Origin of the sequence: Winogradskyella marincola (assembly GCF_029624125.1) — a bacterium.
Taxonomy (GTDB): domain Bacteria; phylum Bacteroidota; class Bacteroidia; order Flavobacteriales; family Flavobacteriaceae; genus Winogradskyella; species Winogradskyella marincola.
Genome location: NZ_JARSBN010000004.1, coordinates 329,292 through 345,685, shown reverse-complemented (window position 1 = coordinate 345,685; position 16,394 = coordinate 329,292). Strand labels below are relative to the sequence as shown.

Genomic DNA, 16,394 nt, shown 5'->3' with positions numbered 1-16,394 from the left:
AATTTAATGGCACAAAACAACCTCAATAATTAAGCCATAATAGGTTGCAATGCTCTTAATGCAGAGGATACATTGTTTATCTTATCAAAAGTAATTAATAATCTCAAACCATTTCTGGTTTGCTTTTCTTTCATTTTACATTTTGAAGCATTAACCTGAACAAATTGTAGTACGCGGCTAAAGTCGCTACTTTGATAAAATTTACTTTGTTGATCTTGAATAAAATAACCGATAAGTTTGCCTTTTTTCATTATTACTTTTTCAAGTCCCATTTTAGTAGCAATCCATTTCAGTCGTACACTATCAAACAAATCCTGAACCTGTGTTGGTAATTCACCAAAACGGTCTGTAATTTCAGATTCAAATTTTTGCAATTCTTCTTCTGTTTTTAACTCGTTTAATTTGGTGTATAGATTTAAACGTTCTGATATGTTATTGATATAATCGTCTGGGAAAAGCAATTCAAAATCAGTGTCTATGGTAATATCTTTTACGTATTGTTTTGGTTTGCTATCGTCTTGGTAAAGGTCTGCAAATTCAGACTCTTTAAGTTCTTCTATAGCTTCGTTTAAGATTTTCTGATAAGTGTCAAACCCAATATCGCTTATAAACCCACTTTGCTCACCACCAAGTAAATCTCCAGCACCTCTAATTTCTAAATCCTTCATGGCAATATTAAACCCACTACCAAGTTCTGTAAATTGCTCTAAGGCTTGTATACGCTTGCGAGCATCTGTAGTCATAGACGAGTAATCTGGTGTTATAAAATAACAGAAAGCTTTTTTGTTGCTTCGACCTACACGACCACGCATTTGATGCAAGTCACTTAATCCAAAATTATTAGCGTTATTTATAAAAATAGTATTGGCATTTGGTACATCTAGACCACTTTCTATAATGGTTGTACTTACTAAAACATCATACTCTCCATTCATAAAAGCAAGCATTAATTGCTCTAGTTTTTTGCCATCTAATTGTCCATGACCTATGGCAATCTTAGCATCTGGTACCAAGCGTTGTATCATACCAGCAACTTCTTTGATGTTCTCTATTCTGTTATGAATAAAAAACACTTGTCCACCACGTTGAATCTCGTAACTAACGGCATCTCTTATGGTTTCTTCACTAAAGCGAATAACGTGACTTTCTATAGGATAGCGGTTTGGTGGTGGAGTTGTAATAACCGATAAATCTCTTGCAGCCATTAAACTAAATTGTAATGTACGCGGAATAGGTGTTGCTGTTAGTGTAAGTACATCAACATTTTCTTTAATGGTCTTTAGCTTTTCCTTTACAGCGACACCAAACTTTTGCTCTTCGTCAACGATGAGCAGTCCTAAATCTTTAAATTTTACGGTTTTATTAGCCAATTGGTGTGTGCCTATAATAATATCTACACCACCTTTTTCCAGGCTTTCTAACGTTTCTCGTTTTTCTTTAGCAGTTCTAAAACGGTTAACATAATCTACGGTAACCGGAAAATCCTTTAAACGTTCTTTAAACGTTCGGTAATGCTGATAAGCTAATATTGTTGTTGGTACTAAAACAGCAACTTGTTTACCATTATCTACAGCTTTAAAAGCTGCTCTTATGGCAACTTCTGTTTTACCAAAACCAACATCACCACAAACCAAACGATCCATTGGTCGTTCGCTCTCCATATCGGCTTTTATGTCTGCAGTAGAAGTGATTTGGTCTGGTGTGTCTTCGTATATAAAAGACGCTTCAAGCTCGTGCTGCATGTGGCTGTCTGGAGCATACTGAAACCCTTTCTTTAATTTACGTTTGGCGTAAAGTTTAATAAGATTAAAAGCAATTTCCTTAACACGAGATTTGGTTTTTTGTTTGAGTGTTTTCCAGGCTTTACTTCCTAGTTTGTAAACCTTGGGTGGTTTGCCGTCCTTACCATTAAACTTGGTGATTTTATGCAGAGAATGAATGCTTAAGTATAATACATCGCGCTCGCCATAAACCAGTTTTATAGCTTCTTGTTTTTTACCTTCAACATCTATTTTTTGAAGTCCACCAAATTTACCAATACCATGATCTATGTGCGTTACGTAGTCTCCAACTTCTAAGTTGGTAAGTTCTTTAAGCGTTATGGCTTGCTTTTTGGCATAACCATTTTTTAAATGGAACTTATGATAACGATCAAAAATTTGATGGTCTGTGTAAACCGCAATTTTATTGTCGCTATCTATAAAGCCTTGATATAGTGATAAAACTATGGTCTTGTAATGGATTTCTTCTTGTTCGGCATCATCAAAGATATCATGAAAACGTTTGGCTTGCTGTTCGCTTACACAGGCAATGTAATTGGTAATACCATTAGCATGGTTTTCATTTAAGTCTTCAATTAATATGTTGAATTGTTTGTTAAATGACGGTTGAGGTTTGGTGTTGAAAGCAATAACATTATTACTAAGTAGTGGTGCTGCCCCAAACTCAACTAAATTGTAATCTAAAAATTGTCGTTTGAGTAATTCTGAATTGCAAAATAATTCTTCAGGAGAGGCATGTTTTATCTCTGTAGATAAATTTTTGAAGGCTTCTTCAGCCTTTCCGAAAAACTCATCAATTCTTGAAAATATAAATGAAGGATTTTTTGCAAAAAGTACTGTTTTACTAGAAATATACTTTAGAAAGCTCTCGCGTTGTTCTGCAATTTGCTTGTTAGCCACATTTGGAATGATGCTAACTTTTTTAATTTTTTCTGTAGAAAGCTGCGTTTCTACATCAAAAGTTCTAATACTATCTACTTCGTCGCCAAAAAATTCGATACGATAAGGTTCATCATGAGAAAACGAAAACACATCAATAATACCTCCTCTTACAGAAAACTCACCTGGTTCTGTAACAAAATCTACACGTTTAAATTTGTATTCAAAAAGAACTTCGTTTACAAAATCGATACTCAGTTCGTTGCCTACGGCAATTTTTAAAGTATTTTTTTCTAGTTCTTTTTTGGTAACTACTTTTTCAAAAAGTGCATCAGGATAGGTAACAATAATACACGGCTTTTTGCGAGAATTGATACGGTTAAGCACTTCTGCTCTTAAAAGTACGTTGGCATTATTGGTTTCCTCAATTTGATATGGTCTGCGATAACTACCAGGATAGAACAAAACATCTTTATCATTGATGAGTTGTTCTAAATCGTTGAGGTAATAGGCAGCTTCTTCTTTGTCATCAAAAATGAGTAAAAATGGCTTTTCGGCAGATTTAAAAATTTCAGAAACAACAATAGAAAAGGAAGATCCTACGAGACCTTTTAGATGTGTTTTAGATGTGTTGTTTGCTTCGGTTTGGGCAATAGAATTCTGCAGATTTTGCAGTTGCAAAGTCTGTGAAAAGGTTTGCGAGATTAGAGTTTTGCTCACTGTGTTTTCCCTTTGTTTAGTAAAAAGGCAAATATAAGTATGTTTTAACTATATGTTTTAAAATTGAACATTCTTTAGGTTTTATACAATTCAGGATAATCATCTTTAAAATACCTATAGTCCTTTTGTTGGGTCATAAATTTGTCATTGTCCTTTTATTCTAGCATTACAGAATTATTTGTGTCATCAATATCTAATACATAGTAAACATTGCGCAAAGTTTTTTGTTAAAAGGTATAGCTAGTTAGATGGTATCTAAAACACAGAAAAAAGAATGCAGTTGAATTTTAATATAAACCAGAAGACATTATTCGTTATCTAACAAATGAAAAATCTTTAAATTTTCATTTCAAAACCTTAAGGTTTAGACTATATTTGTGGCCATTAAAAAAACATAAATTATGTCATTTTTAGATTTATTCGATAGTGGTTTTAAAAAGCGTAATGAAGATCATTTTGCAGCCATAGTAAGAGTTGCCATGAGTGATGGTGTAATTAGCGATGCTGAAAAAGCGTTTTTAGACCGATTAGCGACACGACTAGATATTACAGAGATTGAGTATAAAGAAATACTTAAAGATTATAAATCTCATCCAATTAATCCTCCAACATCTTATGATATGCGTTTAGAGCGTTTATTTGATTTGGCTCGTATGGTTTGGGTAGATGATATTGAAGGTCCTAACCAACATTGGTTATTAGAAAAAATATGTGTAGGCTTAGGTTTTCATGCTCAAAACGTAAAGTATATTGCAGATAAGGCTTTGGCTTTAGCATACGATAAAGTAGACTTAGATACATTTATTGATGAAATGAAAAACATGAATAAATAGTAGAAAGAAAAAATATTCAAACAAAAAAAGCGAACAGTGATGTTCGCTTTTTTTGTTTATTTATTCTGCATTTCGCATAAATTCTTCAGCCTTTTCTACCATGTTTTTGCTACCACAAATAAATGGTACACGTTGGTGCAATTCTGTTGGTTGTATGTCCATTATTCTTTCAAAACCATCGCTAGCTTTTCCGTTAGCTTGCTCTGCTAAAAAAGCCATCGGATTACATTCATATAACAAACGAAGTTTACCATTGCTTGCGGTAGAACTTTTAGGATACATGTATATACCACCTTTTATCATATTTCTATGAAAGTCTGAAACCAATGAACCAATATAGCGACTGGTGTATGGTCTGTCTCCTTCTTCCATTTGGCAGTATTTTATGTAATCTTTTATCCCTTTAGGAAAGTGAATGTAATTCCCTTCGTTTACTGAATAAATTCTTCCGTTTTCGGGAAATTGCATATTAGGATGTGATAGATAGAATGTACCAATTGCTGGGTTTAGTGTAAAACCGTTAACACCATCTCCAGTAGTATATACAATCATGGTAGAAGTACCATAAACTACATAACCGGCAGCAACTTGCTGATTTCCTTTTTGTAAAAAATCTTCGATAGTTACAGGAGTACCAACTGGAGTAACACGTCTGTAAATAGAAAAGATTGTACCAACAGATACATTAACATCTATATTACTAGAACCGTCTAAAGGATCTATTAAAACAACATATTTATTTTGATGATTTTCGTCCTGGCTATTAATGGCAATAAAATCATCTTCTTCTTCGCTGGCAATACCACAAACAATGTTTCTTTTGGTCATGGTCTGTATAAACTTTTCATTAGCGTATACGTCCAATTTTTGTTGGTCTTCACCTTGAATATTTGTATCGCCAACAGCACCAAGAATATCAACCAGACCAGCTTTGTTTACTTCATGATTAACCACTTTGGCAGCAAGTCTTATAGAATTAATAAGTCTAGAAAGTTCGCCAGAGGTGTATTTGAAAGAGGCTTGATTTTCAATTATAAATTCACCCAGAGTTTGTTTGCGTTGCGACATGAAGTTTTAGATTGATTAACGGTAACAAATATCGCATTTTTTAATAAACTATAACGTTTTCGTAGATTAAACTCGTTAAGAATTTTATAAAGTATCTGTTTTAAGAAATAAGCATCAAATTAAACAATGAATTTTAAACTATATTTGAGTTCTCTAAAAAAGAAAAATGAATCAACCAAGACTTGCCACAAAAGCCGATATGCCTAGAGTACTAGAACTCATTGAAGAATTGGCTGTTTTTGAGAAAGAGCCAGATGCTGTAGAGGTAACTCAGCAAATGTTAGAATCTGATGGGTTTGGTGCTAACCCAAAGTTTACCTGCTTTGTTATTGAGGTTAATAACAAGGTAGAAGGCATGGCGTTGGTTTATAAAAGATATTCTACCTGGAAAGGTGAAGTCTTACATTTAGAAGACTTAATAGTAAGTCAGGCACAAAGAGGTAAAAATCTTGGAACACAACTCTTAGACAAAGTTGTGGCATACGGAAATTCTCTGGGAGTAAAACGAATTAGTTGGGAAGTGCTAGACTGGAATGAGCCAGCAATAACATTTTACCAAAATAAAGGAGCAAATGTAATGAGAGACTGGGATGTGGTTCATTTAGATGAAAAAGCAATCGAAAACTATTTAAAAAATTGTGATGCGCGTTTATAAATTTGGTGGTGCTTCGGTAAAAGACGCTGAAGGTGTAAAAAATTTAGCTTCAGTTTTAAAAGAAACAGGTTACGAAAACACATTAGTTGTTGTTTCTGCAATGGGAAAAACAACAAATGCAATGGAAGTTGTAATTAAAAACTACTTTGAAAACAAAGGAGAATTACAAAGTTCTATACATGATGTTATAAAATATCATAATGAGATTTTATTAGATTTATTTGATAATGAGCACCATAAAGTTTTCTCTGTGGTAAAGGCGCTTTTTGATGAATTAAATTTGTTTTTTAAAAGCAATAAATCTCCAGATTACAATTATGTATATGACCAAACTATTGGTTTTGGAGAGCTAATATCTACTACAATAATCAGTCATTATCTTAACGAAATAGGCTTAAAAAACAATTGGTTAGACGTAAGAGAATATATAAAAACAGATAATTATTACAGAAGAGCAAATGTAAATTGGGATGAAACACAAGACAACATTTCATCAAAGTTTAATAAGTCGGTTCTAAACATTACTCAAGGGTTTTTAGGTAGTGATTCTAATAATTTTACTACCACACTAGGAAGAGAAGGTAGTGATTATACAGCTGCTATTTTTGCTTACTGTCTTAATGCAAACAGTGTTACTATCTGGAAAGATGTACCAGGTGTATTAAACGCAGATCCACGTCATTTTGAAAATGCACAATTACTGCATCATATTTCTTACAGAGAAGCTATTGAGCTGGCTTTCTATGGAGCATCTGTTATTCATCCAAAAACGTTGCAACCATTACAGCAAAAAGAAATTCCTTTGCACGTAAAATCGTTTATAAACCCAAAAGCAGAAGGCACTTGTGTGAGTAAGGGTAAAACTATAGAGCCCGAAGTGCCATGTTTTATAGTTAAGAAAAATCAGATATTAATTTCGTTATCGTCGTTAGATTTTTCGTATATCGTTGAAGAAAATATTAGTGAAATATTTAGTTTATTGCATCTTTATAAGATGAAAGTAGACGTAATTCAGAATTCAGCGATAAGTTTTTCGGTTTGTATAGATAATATTTACAATAATCGTGATAAATTGTTGCAACATTTAAAGGCTAAATTTAACGTAACCTGCCACGATGATGTTAGTCTTTACACCATTAGGCACTATAATGAAGACGCAATAAAAACGTTAGAAAAAGATAAAAACGTGTTACTTAAACAATTAACACGCGAAACAGTTCAAATTGTAACTAAATAACATTTACTACATTTGTTTTATGAGGAAATCATCTGATATGGGATTAGTAACAGCAAAAGAAGTAGCAAAAGCTATAAACGCAGATAAGTATGGCTTTATGGGAACGTTCTTTGGTTGGGTGCTTATGAAAGTCTTAAAGATTTCTACGATTAACAAAATATACAAACGCAATAAGCATCATTCTGAGCTGGATTTTTTAAATGCTTTGTTAGACGATTTTCAAATAAAGTTTGAAATTCCTGAAGAAGATCTAAAACGTTTACCCAAAGACGGAGCGTACATTACCATCTCTAACCACCCATTAGGAGGCATAGACGGTATTTTGTTACTAAAGTTAATGATAGAGCAACGTAGTGATTTTAAGATTATAGCCAACTTTTTATTACATCGTATAGAGCCATTAAAACCTTATATAATGCCAGTAAACCCTTTTGAAGATCGAAAGGATGCAAAGAGTAGTATATCGGGTTTCAAAAACGCTATTTTACATTTAAAAGAAGGTCATCCATTAGGCGTTTTTCCGGCAGGAGAAGTTTCTACATACAGAGATGGAAAGCTTGTGGTAGACAAACCTTGGGAAGAAGCTGCAATGAAGCTTATTAAGAAAGCAGAAGTGCCAGTTGTGCCAATTTATTTTCATGCTAAAAATAGCAGATTATTTTACAGGTTGTCTAAAATTAGTGACACACTAAGAACAGCTAAACTACCTTCGGAGTTATTAACTCAAAAACGAAGAACCATAAAAGTAAGGATTGGTAGACCAATCTCTGTAAATGATCAAAAGGAGCACGAAACACTAGAAGATTTTACAGATTTCTTAAGAAGAAAAACCTATATGCTTTCTAAAACTTTTGAGGATAAGCCAAAGATTTTAGATAATATTAAGTCTACCGTAAAAGTGCCTAAACCACCAAAGCGTATTGTAACACCAATAGATACAGGGCTTATGGTAGCTGAGGTAGACAATTTAAGAGAAAAAGATTGTAGGCTTTTGGTGAGCAAGAATTATGAAGTGTTTTTAGCTTCTGCAGATGAAATGCCCAATATCTTAAGTGAGCTTGGTAGGTTAAGAGAAATTACCTTTAGAGAAGTTGGTGAAGGAACAAATGAGGCTACAGATTTAGATTCTTTTGATGCCTATTATCATCATATGTTTTTATGGGATAGTGACAAAAATGTTGTTGCAGGTGCCTACAGAATGGGACTAGGTTCCGATATTTTTCAGCGTTATGGTATAGATGGGTTTTATCTTCAAGATTTATTCCGTTTTGAGCCTGAGTTGTACAAAATGATGAGCCAATCTATAGAAATGGGTCGTGCTTTTATCATCAAAGAATACCAACAAAAACCAATGCCATTATTCTTACTTTGGAAAGGAATTGTACATACTACATTACGTTATCCAGAGCATAAGTATTTAATAGGTGGTGTGAGTATAAGTAACCAATTTTCAAACTTCTCTAAGAGTTTAATGATTGAGTTTATGAAATCTCACTATTACGATCCATATGTAGCGCAATATGTACATCCTAAAAAAGAGTTTAAAGTAAAATTAGAAGACGCTGATAAAGAGTTTGTATTTGATGAAGCTGAAGCAGACTTAAACAAACTCGATAAGCTGATAGATGAGGTAGAGCCAGGAGCATTACGTTTGCCTGTATTGCTAAAAAAATACATTAAGCAGAATGCCAAAATTGTAGCATTTAATGTAGATCCATTGTTTAATAATGCAGTAGATGGCTTAATGTACATTAAGATTGCTGATTTACCAGAAAGTACGGTAAGACCTGTTATGGAAGAGTTTCAGGCAGAACTAGAACGTAAATTCATGGATAGTAATGATAAGTAGATTATTATTTTTTCTACTATTTCCAACACTTTGTTTTTCTCAAACATTAACAGGCATTATTTTAGATGCCTCAACCAATAAACCATTAGAAACTGTTGCTGTTTATTTTGATAACACAACTATTGGGTCAACTACAGATGAAGAAGGAAGGTTTTCAATAAGTTATTCTGATGCCATACAATCTCCTTTAGTCATTTCTTATTTAGGTTACGAAAAAGTAATCATCGAAGATTATAGAACCAAGAGCGATATAACAATAAAGCTAAAGCCTACAGATGTAAGTCTGGATGAGGTGCTGATTGATTTTGATGATGGATTAACCAGAAGACAAAAGTTAAAACTATTTAGAAAAGAGTTTTTAGGAAGTTCTAAGTATGGTAAATCTTGTAAAATTTTAAACGAAAAAGATATCTTTTTGCGCTACGATAAAAGAAGAAAAACATTGTTTGCCAGTGCAGATGTACCTATTATTATAAAGAATAAAGCTTTGCAATACGAGGTTTCTTTTGATATGATAGACTTTGAGGCTATATACCGTTATGTAAATTTAAAAGAACTAGATTTTGCTTTAGATAGAGTAGCTTACTCTGGTACATCATATTACAAGAACCTAGATAAATCAGATAAGAGAAAGACCAAACGATCTCGAGAAAAAGTATATAAAGGATCTGTGCAGCATTTTATGAGAGCCTTATTTCATAAAAACCTAAAAGAGGAAGGTTATGAGATTTATCACAAAGGTTTTAAGGTAGATGAGTATAAATACTTTAATATAAAAGAAAAGGATAAAACCGGTCTTAAAGAAGTTTCGTTAAAGGAGAAGGTGTCCATCCTATACGATAAGAAAGATCAAAGTGATATAAATGTATTTGTAGATCGTTTTTTATTAGATGCTTACGGAAATTATTCAGCAATAAGAGGTGTTTATTTTAATGGTGCCATGGGAAGCCAGCGTATGGGAGACACTTTGCCTTTAGACTATGGCCTAAACACAAAAAAAGAAACCCAGAACTAAAATAGATCTGGGTTTGAGTTTTTAATGATTTTACTTATTTCTTTCCGAATAACTTACTAAAAAATCCTTTGGTTTTTTCTTTAGTTTCATTGTAAGTTTCTTTCACATCTTCAGCTAAATCTTCAAGTTTTTCCTCAGCTTCAACAGCAAATTCATTTAATTTTTCGCTTGCTTCATTGGCAAATTCTTTAGCTTTTACTTTGGTTTCTTCGTAGGTTTCTTTAGCATCTTCTGCTAAGTCTTTTGCTTTTTCTTTAGCTGTAACGGCAAACTCACCTAACCGCTCCTCTGCTTCCTCAGTAAATTCAGAAACCTTTTCTTTGGCATTGCTATACATCTCTTTAGCATCTTCGTTTATAAACTCAGTTACCTTTTCTTTAGCCTTACCAAACATTTCTTTAGCATCGTCGGCTATTTCACTAGCTTTAGCTTTTGCAGAATCAAAAGCTTCAGAAGTACTTTCTTTAAAGTCTTTTGCTTTTTCAGATGCAGATTCTTTAGCTTGGCCTTGAGCGTCTTTTGCCTGGTCTTCTAAATTTTTGTTTTCTTCATTCATTTTCAGTGGTTTTAAGTCGTAACTATAAGTATAGAAATGTATTAAATCGTTACATTTTTACTTAAAAGCTTGGTCTACAGGTTCCCAAAGTTCTATTTTGTTACCATCATTGTCTAGTATCCACCCAAACTTTCCGTAGTCATATTCTTCCATGTCTCCTACAATTGTAACACCTTCAGCCTTTAAAGCTTCTAACAATTCCTTTAAGTTTTCAACTCTATAGTTAAACATAAAGTCTTTTTTAGAAGGTTCGTAATATTTAGTGTCTTCAGCAAACGGACTCCATTGTGTAGAGCAGTCGTTACCGTCTTTATCTTTCCACCAAAATGTACAACCATAAGCATCGGTATCAAAACCTAAATGCTTTTTGTACCAGTCTTTTGAAGCCTGCGGGTCTTTGGTTTTAAAAAATAATCCGCCAATTCCTGTTACTCGTTTTTTCATATTCATTTCCTGCGCAGACAGGAATCTTTTTAAGTTATACTTTTATTTTTTCTTTAAAGCAGATTCATATACGTCTATCCATTCTTCACTGCTCATCTTTTTAGTAAGTTCGCCAATGAGCTCAAATGGTATCTCATCCATTTTTTTGAATCTAATGCAACTCTTGCCCATATCTAGTTTGCGTTTACAATGCTTAGGGTACTCACTAACAAACCAGTCTAACAACTCTTTTTTTGCATAAATGCCCATATGGTAAAGGTTTACAGAGTTTTTTTGTGATGCAAAACTCATAAACGGTAGCGGTGTTTTTGGGTCGCAATGGTAACCGTTAGGATAAATTGAGTGTGGTACATAGTAGCCAATCATTTTGTATTGCATACCTTCTTCAAACCCTTTTGGTAAATTATCGTTTATAACCTTTCTAAGTTTTTTGAGTGTCTCTTGTCTTTCGTCTGGTACCTGACTAATGTAGTCTTCTGGAGATGTAGCGTTGTATTGCATTTTGTAGATGTATTGTATTAGTTATTTTTTTTGAAGAATTAATCCTGAAATTAAAGATATAATAAATCCTATAATCAGTACTGTAAAAAACATTAGTGCAGCCATAAAACCAGAGCCACCAAAATCTTTCATTTGTTTAGTTAACTCAGCTTTTTTAGCTGTTAATTCTTCACCAGAATAAAGTGTTTCGTAGCCTTCTAAGGTTTTTGCTAAGTAATCTTCAGCAAAATTTGGGTTAATAACGGTAGTGTATAAATAATCTACGATACCAACTCCAAGTCCTACAAAAGCAGAGATTAAAACACCTATTAATAGTGCTTTGCCAAAAGTTACTTTTCCGTCATTAACTTGGTCTCTAAAATGTTTAATGCCAAAATAAACAAAAGATAATGAGGCTACCATTGAGCCGTAGCCAATAATTTCTTGCGTTGTGTAGCTTAAGCCTCCACCAAAAGTTAAGGCTAATCCAAAAATAACGGCTCCAAGTATTAATCCATAGCCACCAAATTTAAGTACTGTGTTTTTCATGTTTTTTAGTTTTTAGTTAGTGCCAAAAGTAGTTTTTGCACGCAATTATTGGGTCATACTAAAGTACCAAAGCGGTAGTACTAAAGTCTAAAAGTATATATTTTATATGATATTGAGCGATTTTGCTATTTGTACCGCTTGCGTTCTGCGTTTTGCATTGAGCTTTACTAATAAATTTGAAACGTGAGTTTTTATAGTGCTTTCAGATAGAAATAATGTATCACCAATTTCTTTATTAGACAGTCCGGCAGATATGTGTTGAAGCACTTCGTATTCTCTGGCAGTAATTTCGAGTTCTTTTATTTTGTTTTTGTCAATCTCTACTGAATCTGGTGTTTTTTTATGAAGTGATTTTTTATTGATATAAATGCCAATGATGAAAAAGGTTAAAGCAATAACCGAAACCACAATTTCTGTACTAACATCTCCTGTGGTTAATGTGTATTTGCTAAGCTGAAATAGCAAAAGAATAGCCAAAATTAGCAATCCAAAAACAAGAATGGTTTTCTTCATGTTTTAAAATTAGCAAAATTTAGCTTTAATTTTATCTACTATGGTTTGCGAAAGTTTAATGTTGCTCTCTATTGTCCAACCAGCCACATGAGGTGTTAGAAGTACATTTTCTGCATTAATAAGATATTCAAAGGCTATTGGCATTTTGCTAGATGTAAAGAGGTTTTCAAAAGATGATTTTTCGTACTCTAAAACATCGAGTCCAGCTCCTAGGATTTTACCTGTTTTTAGAGCTTGGACTAAATCCTCTGTCACTACACTTTTGCCACGTGCTGTATTGATAAGCCAAAAAGGGTTTTTAAATTTATTGATGAATTCTGAATTTACCATGTTTATCGTTAATTCAGTTTGTGGTGTATGTAGACTTAAGACATCTGCTTTTTCCTGAAGATCGCTAAGCGATATTTGGACAGCATTCTCATCACCAACATTGGCTTTAATATCATAACAAAGCACTTCCACATCAAAACCTCTAAGCTTTTTTGCAAAGGCTTTACCCATGTTACCATAACCTATTAAACCAACGGTTTTACCATCGAGTTCTATGCCTCTATTGGCTTCTCTTAGCCATTTGCCTTGTCTTACTTCTCTGTCTGCTTTATTCAATTTATTAAAAAGAGATAGGAGCATTCCTAAAGCGTGTTCTCCAACAGCATTTCTATTGCCTTCTGGAGCAGAAATTAAATACACACCTTTTTTTTCAGCGTAATCGCAGTCTATATTTTCTAAGCCAGCACCAACACGACCTATAAATTTTAGATTTGTTGCTGCATCTAAAAATTGTTGATCAATGGTAAATCTACTTCTTATAACGATACCATCATAAGTTTCAATTTTTGCTTCGATTTCAGATTTTGAAGACGTATAATCTTCATCATTTGTAAAACCTAGTTTATTTAGCTGATCTATAAGAAGTGAATGATTACTGTCTATATGAAGGATTTTCATAAACTAAAAACCAATAATTAAACCTGAAATAACAAAAAATAAATATATACCCAATATATCATTACTTGTTGTAATAAACGGACCAGTAGCTATAGCAGGATCTATGCCTCTTTTATCTAAAATAATAGGCACAAAAGTTCCTATTAAAGCAGCCACAATAATAACGCTCATCATTGATGTGGCAATAGCAATACTTTCTGTAGTGTTTTGGCTAATTAGAAAACCAAACAACACAACTAAAAGCGCTAAAGCAAAGCCGTTAATTAAAGCTAAACCAACTTCTTTTAGTAATCTGCCTATTAGGCTTCCTCTTACATTATCATTGGCTAAACCTTGTACAATAATTGCGCTAGACTGTACGCCAACATTACCTGCCATTGCAGCAATTAGTGGTGTGTAAAAGAAGAGCGAAGGAACAGTTTCCATAACTTCTTCAAACCCTTTCATAATAAAAACACTACCTAATCCTCCAAAAAGGCCTAATACCAGCCATGGTAATCGTGCTTTTGTGAGTTGCAAAATGCTGTCATCAGCTTCTACCTCTTGAGTAATACCTGCTGCCAGCTGGTAATCTTTGTCTGCTTCTTCTTTTAAGACATCTACAATGTCATCTATGGTAATTCTACCTAGTAATGTTTGGTTGTCATCTACAACTGGGATGGCTTCTAAATCGTATTTTGCCATTACTTTAGCAACATCTTCTACATCATCATTAACATGTACCCAATCTACACTGTCCTTGGCGATATCTGCAATTTTTTGGTCGCTTTTGGCAACAATTAAATCCTTTAAAGATAATCTTCCAATGAGTTGCTCTTGTTTATTAACAACGTAAATAGAATGTACACGTGTTACTTCTTTAGCTTGTCCTCTAATGCGACGCAGACATCCTGCAACGGTCCATGTTTCATAAACTTTTACAAGCTCTTTTGCCATTAAACCACCAGCAGTGTCATCGTCATAGGCCAGTAATTCTTGTATTTCTGCTCTATGCTCTTCATCTACAATTTGAGAAATTACAGCGTCTTGTCTGTCTTCAGGAAGTTCTGCAATAATGTCTGCAGCATCATCTGTGTCTAGTTCTTCAACTTCTTCAGCAATTTCTTTAGCAGAAAGATTTCTTAGAATTTTCTCACGTGTATCCTCGTCGAGTTCCATAAGAACGTCAGAGGTGGTTTCTGAGTCTAAAAGTTTAATGACGTAAAGAGCATCATCAAGATCTAGCTCATCAAGAATTTCTGCAATATCAGCATAGTGAAACTCATTTAAAAGCGATTTTAGTTCCTTGTCGTTCTTTTCTTCGACAAGTACTTCTACTTTTTCAATAAGTTCATCTGTGAGTTGAAATTGTATGTTTTCTTGAGTTTCTTCCACGTGATGTGTATAGGTTTTTTATTAATATAAACTCTTGTAATTGAGGTCTAGAAATACATAGACATTTCTATGGTTCTCAATAAGACATTAAAACTTAATTAATGACTGTCGTTTTCAATTAGCGACGTTAGCTCAATAAATTGCGAAACACTTAATTGTTCTGGTCGCTGCCCAAAGATAGTATTTGCTTTTAAATTATCGGAAAGATTGAATGTTTTTAAACTGTTACGTAATGTTTTTCTTCGTTGTTGAAAACCAGTTTTTACTACTTTAAAGAATAAAGCTTCATCACAGGGCAATGAAAAATTTTCTTTTCGTTTTAGTAATAATACACCCGAATCTACCTTTGGTGGTGGATTAAAAACAGATGGTGGTACTGTAAATAAATATTCTGCATCATAAAATGCTTGTGTTAAAACAGAAAGAATACCATAGATTTTAGAGCCTTCTTTAGAACATATACGCTGTGCAACTTCCTTTTGAAACATCCCAGAAAATTCTGGTATCTGATGACGCATCTCTAAGGTTTTAAAAACTATTTGAGAGGATATGTTGTATGGAAAATTACCAATGATAGCAAAAGGTTGATCTCTAAAAATTTCAGTTAAATCATACTTTAAAAAATCCTTTTCATAGATTCTGTCTGAAAGGTTAAGGTAATTGCTTTTAAGGTACTCAACAGATTCTGTGTCAATCTCTATAACGTGAGTTTTAATATCTTTTTTGAGAAGATATTTAGTCAACACACCCATTCCTGGACCAATTTCTAACACATCTTTATAGCCATGCAATGTTAAGGTATCTGCAATTTTTTTGGCAATATTTTCATCTCTTAGAAAATGTTGTCCTAGATGTTTTTTGGCTCTAACTTGATCTTGATTTGACACTGATTAAGATTGGTTTTTGGGTTCTTTAAGGGAAACAAAAATTATAAAAAAAGCGAATCCTGCGCCACAGATAAAACCACCAATGGTTTCGCAAGGTTCAGAATTATAACAAAAATAAGCAATAATTACACCCAAAATCATCATTAAGATACTTATGATTCTTAAGGTTTTCCTGTGGTTATATATCTTCTGATTGAGCGCCATTTTTTGACTTAATTGAAATTTACAGAGTATTCATCTATAACTTCTAATTCGGTTCTAAAGGCTAGCATTTTGTCTGCAAAGCGTTTTAGTCCATCACCTCTTAGCCGCTCAGCATCTTCAGCATAATACGCATCTAAAGCTTCTCTGGAGTGTGCTTTGTATTGAATGGAGTAGGTTGTGCCACCCATTTCTTCTTCTACCAAAACTTTGGTGAGTTTGGCTTCTACAAATTTGCCTGTAGCCAAAACTTGCGGAATATGTTCTCTCATCCAGGTTAACCATTCATCGTGAACGGAATCGTCTATGTTTACTGTGACGTTGTATATGATCATGATTAGAAAAAATAGGAATTAGTTGGCAAAGTTAGGGATTTGAAACTAATAACCGTAAATGCACAATGAG

At 33.5% G+C, this 16,394-nt stretch carries 16 protein-coding genes; 5 read left to right on the top strand and 11 right to left on the bottom strand.

Going from position 1 to position 16,394, the window contains the following annotated elements; genetic code table 11:
• Positions 1-29: 29 nt before the first annotated feature.
• Positions 30-3,380 carry a transcription-repair coupling factor gene (mfd, locus tag P7122_RS09410; RefSeq protein ID WP_278005533.1) on the bottom strand — a complete coding sequence of 1,117 codons (3,351 nt, stop codon included), beginning with the start codon at positions 3,378-3,380 and terminating at the stop codon, positions 30-32.
• A 401-nt stretch (positions 3,381-3,781) separates the two neighbouring features.
• Here mfd and P7122_RS09405 point away from each other — a divergent pair, with 401 nt between their 5' ends.
• Positions 3,782-4,213 (top strand): tellurite resistance TerB family protein, encoded by a 432-nt coding sequence (locus tag P7122_RS09405; protein WP_278005532.1) that lies wholly within the window; start codon positions 3,782-3,784, stop codon positions 4,211-4,213.
• Between the two features lie 60 nt (positions 4,214-4,273).
• On the opposite strand, the gene fbp is transcribed toward P7122_RS09405, so the two are convergent.
• The gene (fbp, locus tag P7122_RS09400) at positions 4,274-5,281 is read right to left on the bottom strand and encodes a class 1 fructose-bisphosphatase (protein WP_278005531.1); all 1,008 of its coding nucleotides are present in this window, start codon (positions 5,279-5,281) and stop codon (positions 4,274-4,276) included.
• A 166-nt stretch (positions 5,282-5,447) separates the two neighbouring features.
• On the opposite strand from fbp, the gene P7122_RS09395 reads away from it, so the two are divergent.
• Genes P7122_RS09395 through P7122_RS09380 form a run of 4 tightly spaced genes read left to right on the top strand, consistent with a single transcriptional unit; the run spans position 5,448 to position 10,037 of the window.
• The gene (locus tag P7122_RS09395) at positions 5,448-5,936 is read left to right on the top strand and encodes a GNAT family N-acetyltransferase (protein WP_278005530.1); all 489 of its coding nucleotides are present in this window, start codon (positions 5,448-5,450) and stop codon (positions 5,934-5,936) included.
• On the top strand, positions 5,923-7,173 hold the full coding sequence (locus tag P7122_RS09390; protein WP_278005529.1) for an aspartate kinase: 1,251 nt from the start codon (positions 5,923-5,925) through the stop codon (positions 7,171-7,173). The genes P7122_RS09395 and P7122_RS09390 overlap by 14 nt, the downstream gene beginning before the upstream one ends.
• A gap of 19 nt (positions 7,174-7,192) precedes the next feature.
• Positions 7,193-9,022 (top strand): GNAT family N-acyltransferase, encoded by a 1,830-nt coding sequence (locus P7122_RS09385; protein WP_278005528.1) that lies wholly within the window; start codon positions 7,193-7,195, stop codon positions 9,020-9,022.
• Positions 9,012-10,037 carry a carboxypeptidase-like regulatory domain-containing protein gene (locus P7122_RS09380; protein WP_278005527.1) on the top strand — a complete coding sequence of 342 codons (1,026 nt, stop codon included), beginning with the start codon at positions 9,012-9,014 and terminating at the stop codon, positions 10,035-10,037. The genes P7122_RS09385 and P7122_RS09380 overlap by 11 nt, the downstream gene beginning before the upstream one ends.
• A gap of 34 nt (positions 10,038-10,071) precedes the next feature.
• Here the strand turns inward: P7122_RS09380 and P7122_RS09375 are convergent, their stop codons facing one another.
• From P7122_RS09375 to P7122_RS09335, 9 genes are all read right to left on the bottom strand, one after another.
• Positions 10,072-10,593 (bottom strand): YtxH domain-containing protein, encoded by a 522-nt coding sequence (locus P7122_RS09375; RefSeq protein WP_278005526.1) that lies wholly within the window; start codon positions 10,591-10,593, stop codon positions 10,072-10,074.
• A 57-nt stretch (positions 10,594-10,650) separates the two neighbouring features.
• Positions 10,651-11,037: a VOC family protein gene (locus P7122_RS09370; protein WP_278005525.1), complete on the bottom strand. Its 387-nt coding sequence runs from the start codon at positions 11,035-11,037 to the stop codon at positions 10,651-10,653.
• A gap of 42 nt (positions 11,038-11,079) precedes the next feature.
• On the bottom strand, positions 11,080-11,538 hold the full coding sequence (locus P7122_RS09365; protein ID WP_278005524.1) for a DUF1801 domain-containing protein: 459 nt from the start codon (positions 11,536-11,538) through the stop codon (positions 11,080-11,082).
• A gap of 21 nt (positions 11,539-11,559) precedes the next feature.
• A complete protein-coding gene (locus P7122_RS09360; protein WP_278005523.1) occupies positions 11,560-12,066 on the bottom strand; it encodes a DUF4199 domain-containing protein in 507 nt (168 codons plus the stop codon).
• A gap of 102 nt (positions 12,067-12,168) precedes the next feature.
• Entirely contained in the window at positions 12,169-12,579 is a 411-nt protein-coding gene (locus P7122_RS09355; RefSeq protein WP_278005522.1) for a response regulator transcription factor, read from the bottom strand.
• 9 nt (positions 12,580-12,588) lie between these two features.
• Positions 12,589-13,527: a 2-hydroxyacid dehydrogenase gene (locus P7122_RS09350; protein WP_278005521.1), complete on the bottom strand. Its 939-nt coding sequence runs from the start codon at positions 13,525-13,527 to the stop codon at positions 12,589-12,591.
• Positions 13,528-13,530: 3 nt separating this feature from the next.
• On the bottom strand, positions 13,531-14,880 hold the full coding sequence (gene mgtE / locus P7122_RS09345; protein WP_278005630.1) for a magnesium transporter: 1,350 nt from the start codon (positions 14,878-14,880) through the stop codon (positions 13,531-13,533).
• Positions 14,881-14,999: 119 nt separating this feature from the next.
• Positions 15,000-15,788 (bottom strand): 16S rRNA (adenine(1518)-N(6)/adenine(1519)-N(6))-dimethyltransferase RsmA, encoded by a 789-nt coding sequence (rsmA, locus tag P7122_RS09340; protein WP_278005520.1) that lies wholly within the window; start codon positions 15,786-15,788, stop codon positions 15,000-15,002.
• A 212-nt stretch (positions 15,789-16,000) separates the two neighbouring features.
• Complete coding sequence (locus P7122_RS09335) at positions 16,001-16,324, bottom strand: DUF4286 family protein (RefSeq protein WP_278005519.1); 324 nt, start codon at positions 16,322-16,324, stop codon at positions 16,001-16,003.
• Between the last annotated feature and the right edge of the window lie 70 nt (positions 16,325-16,394).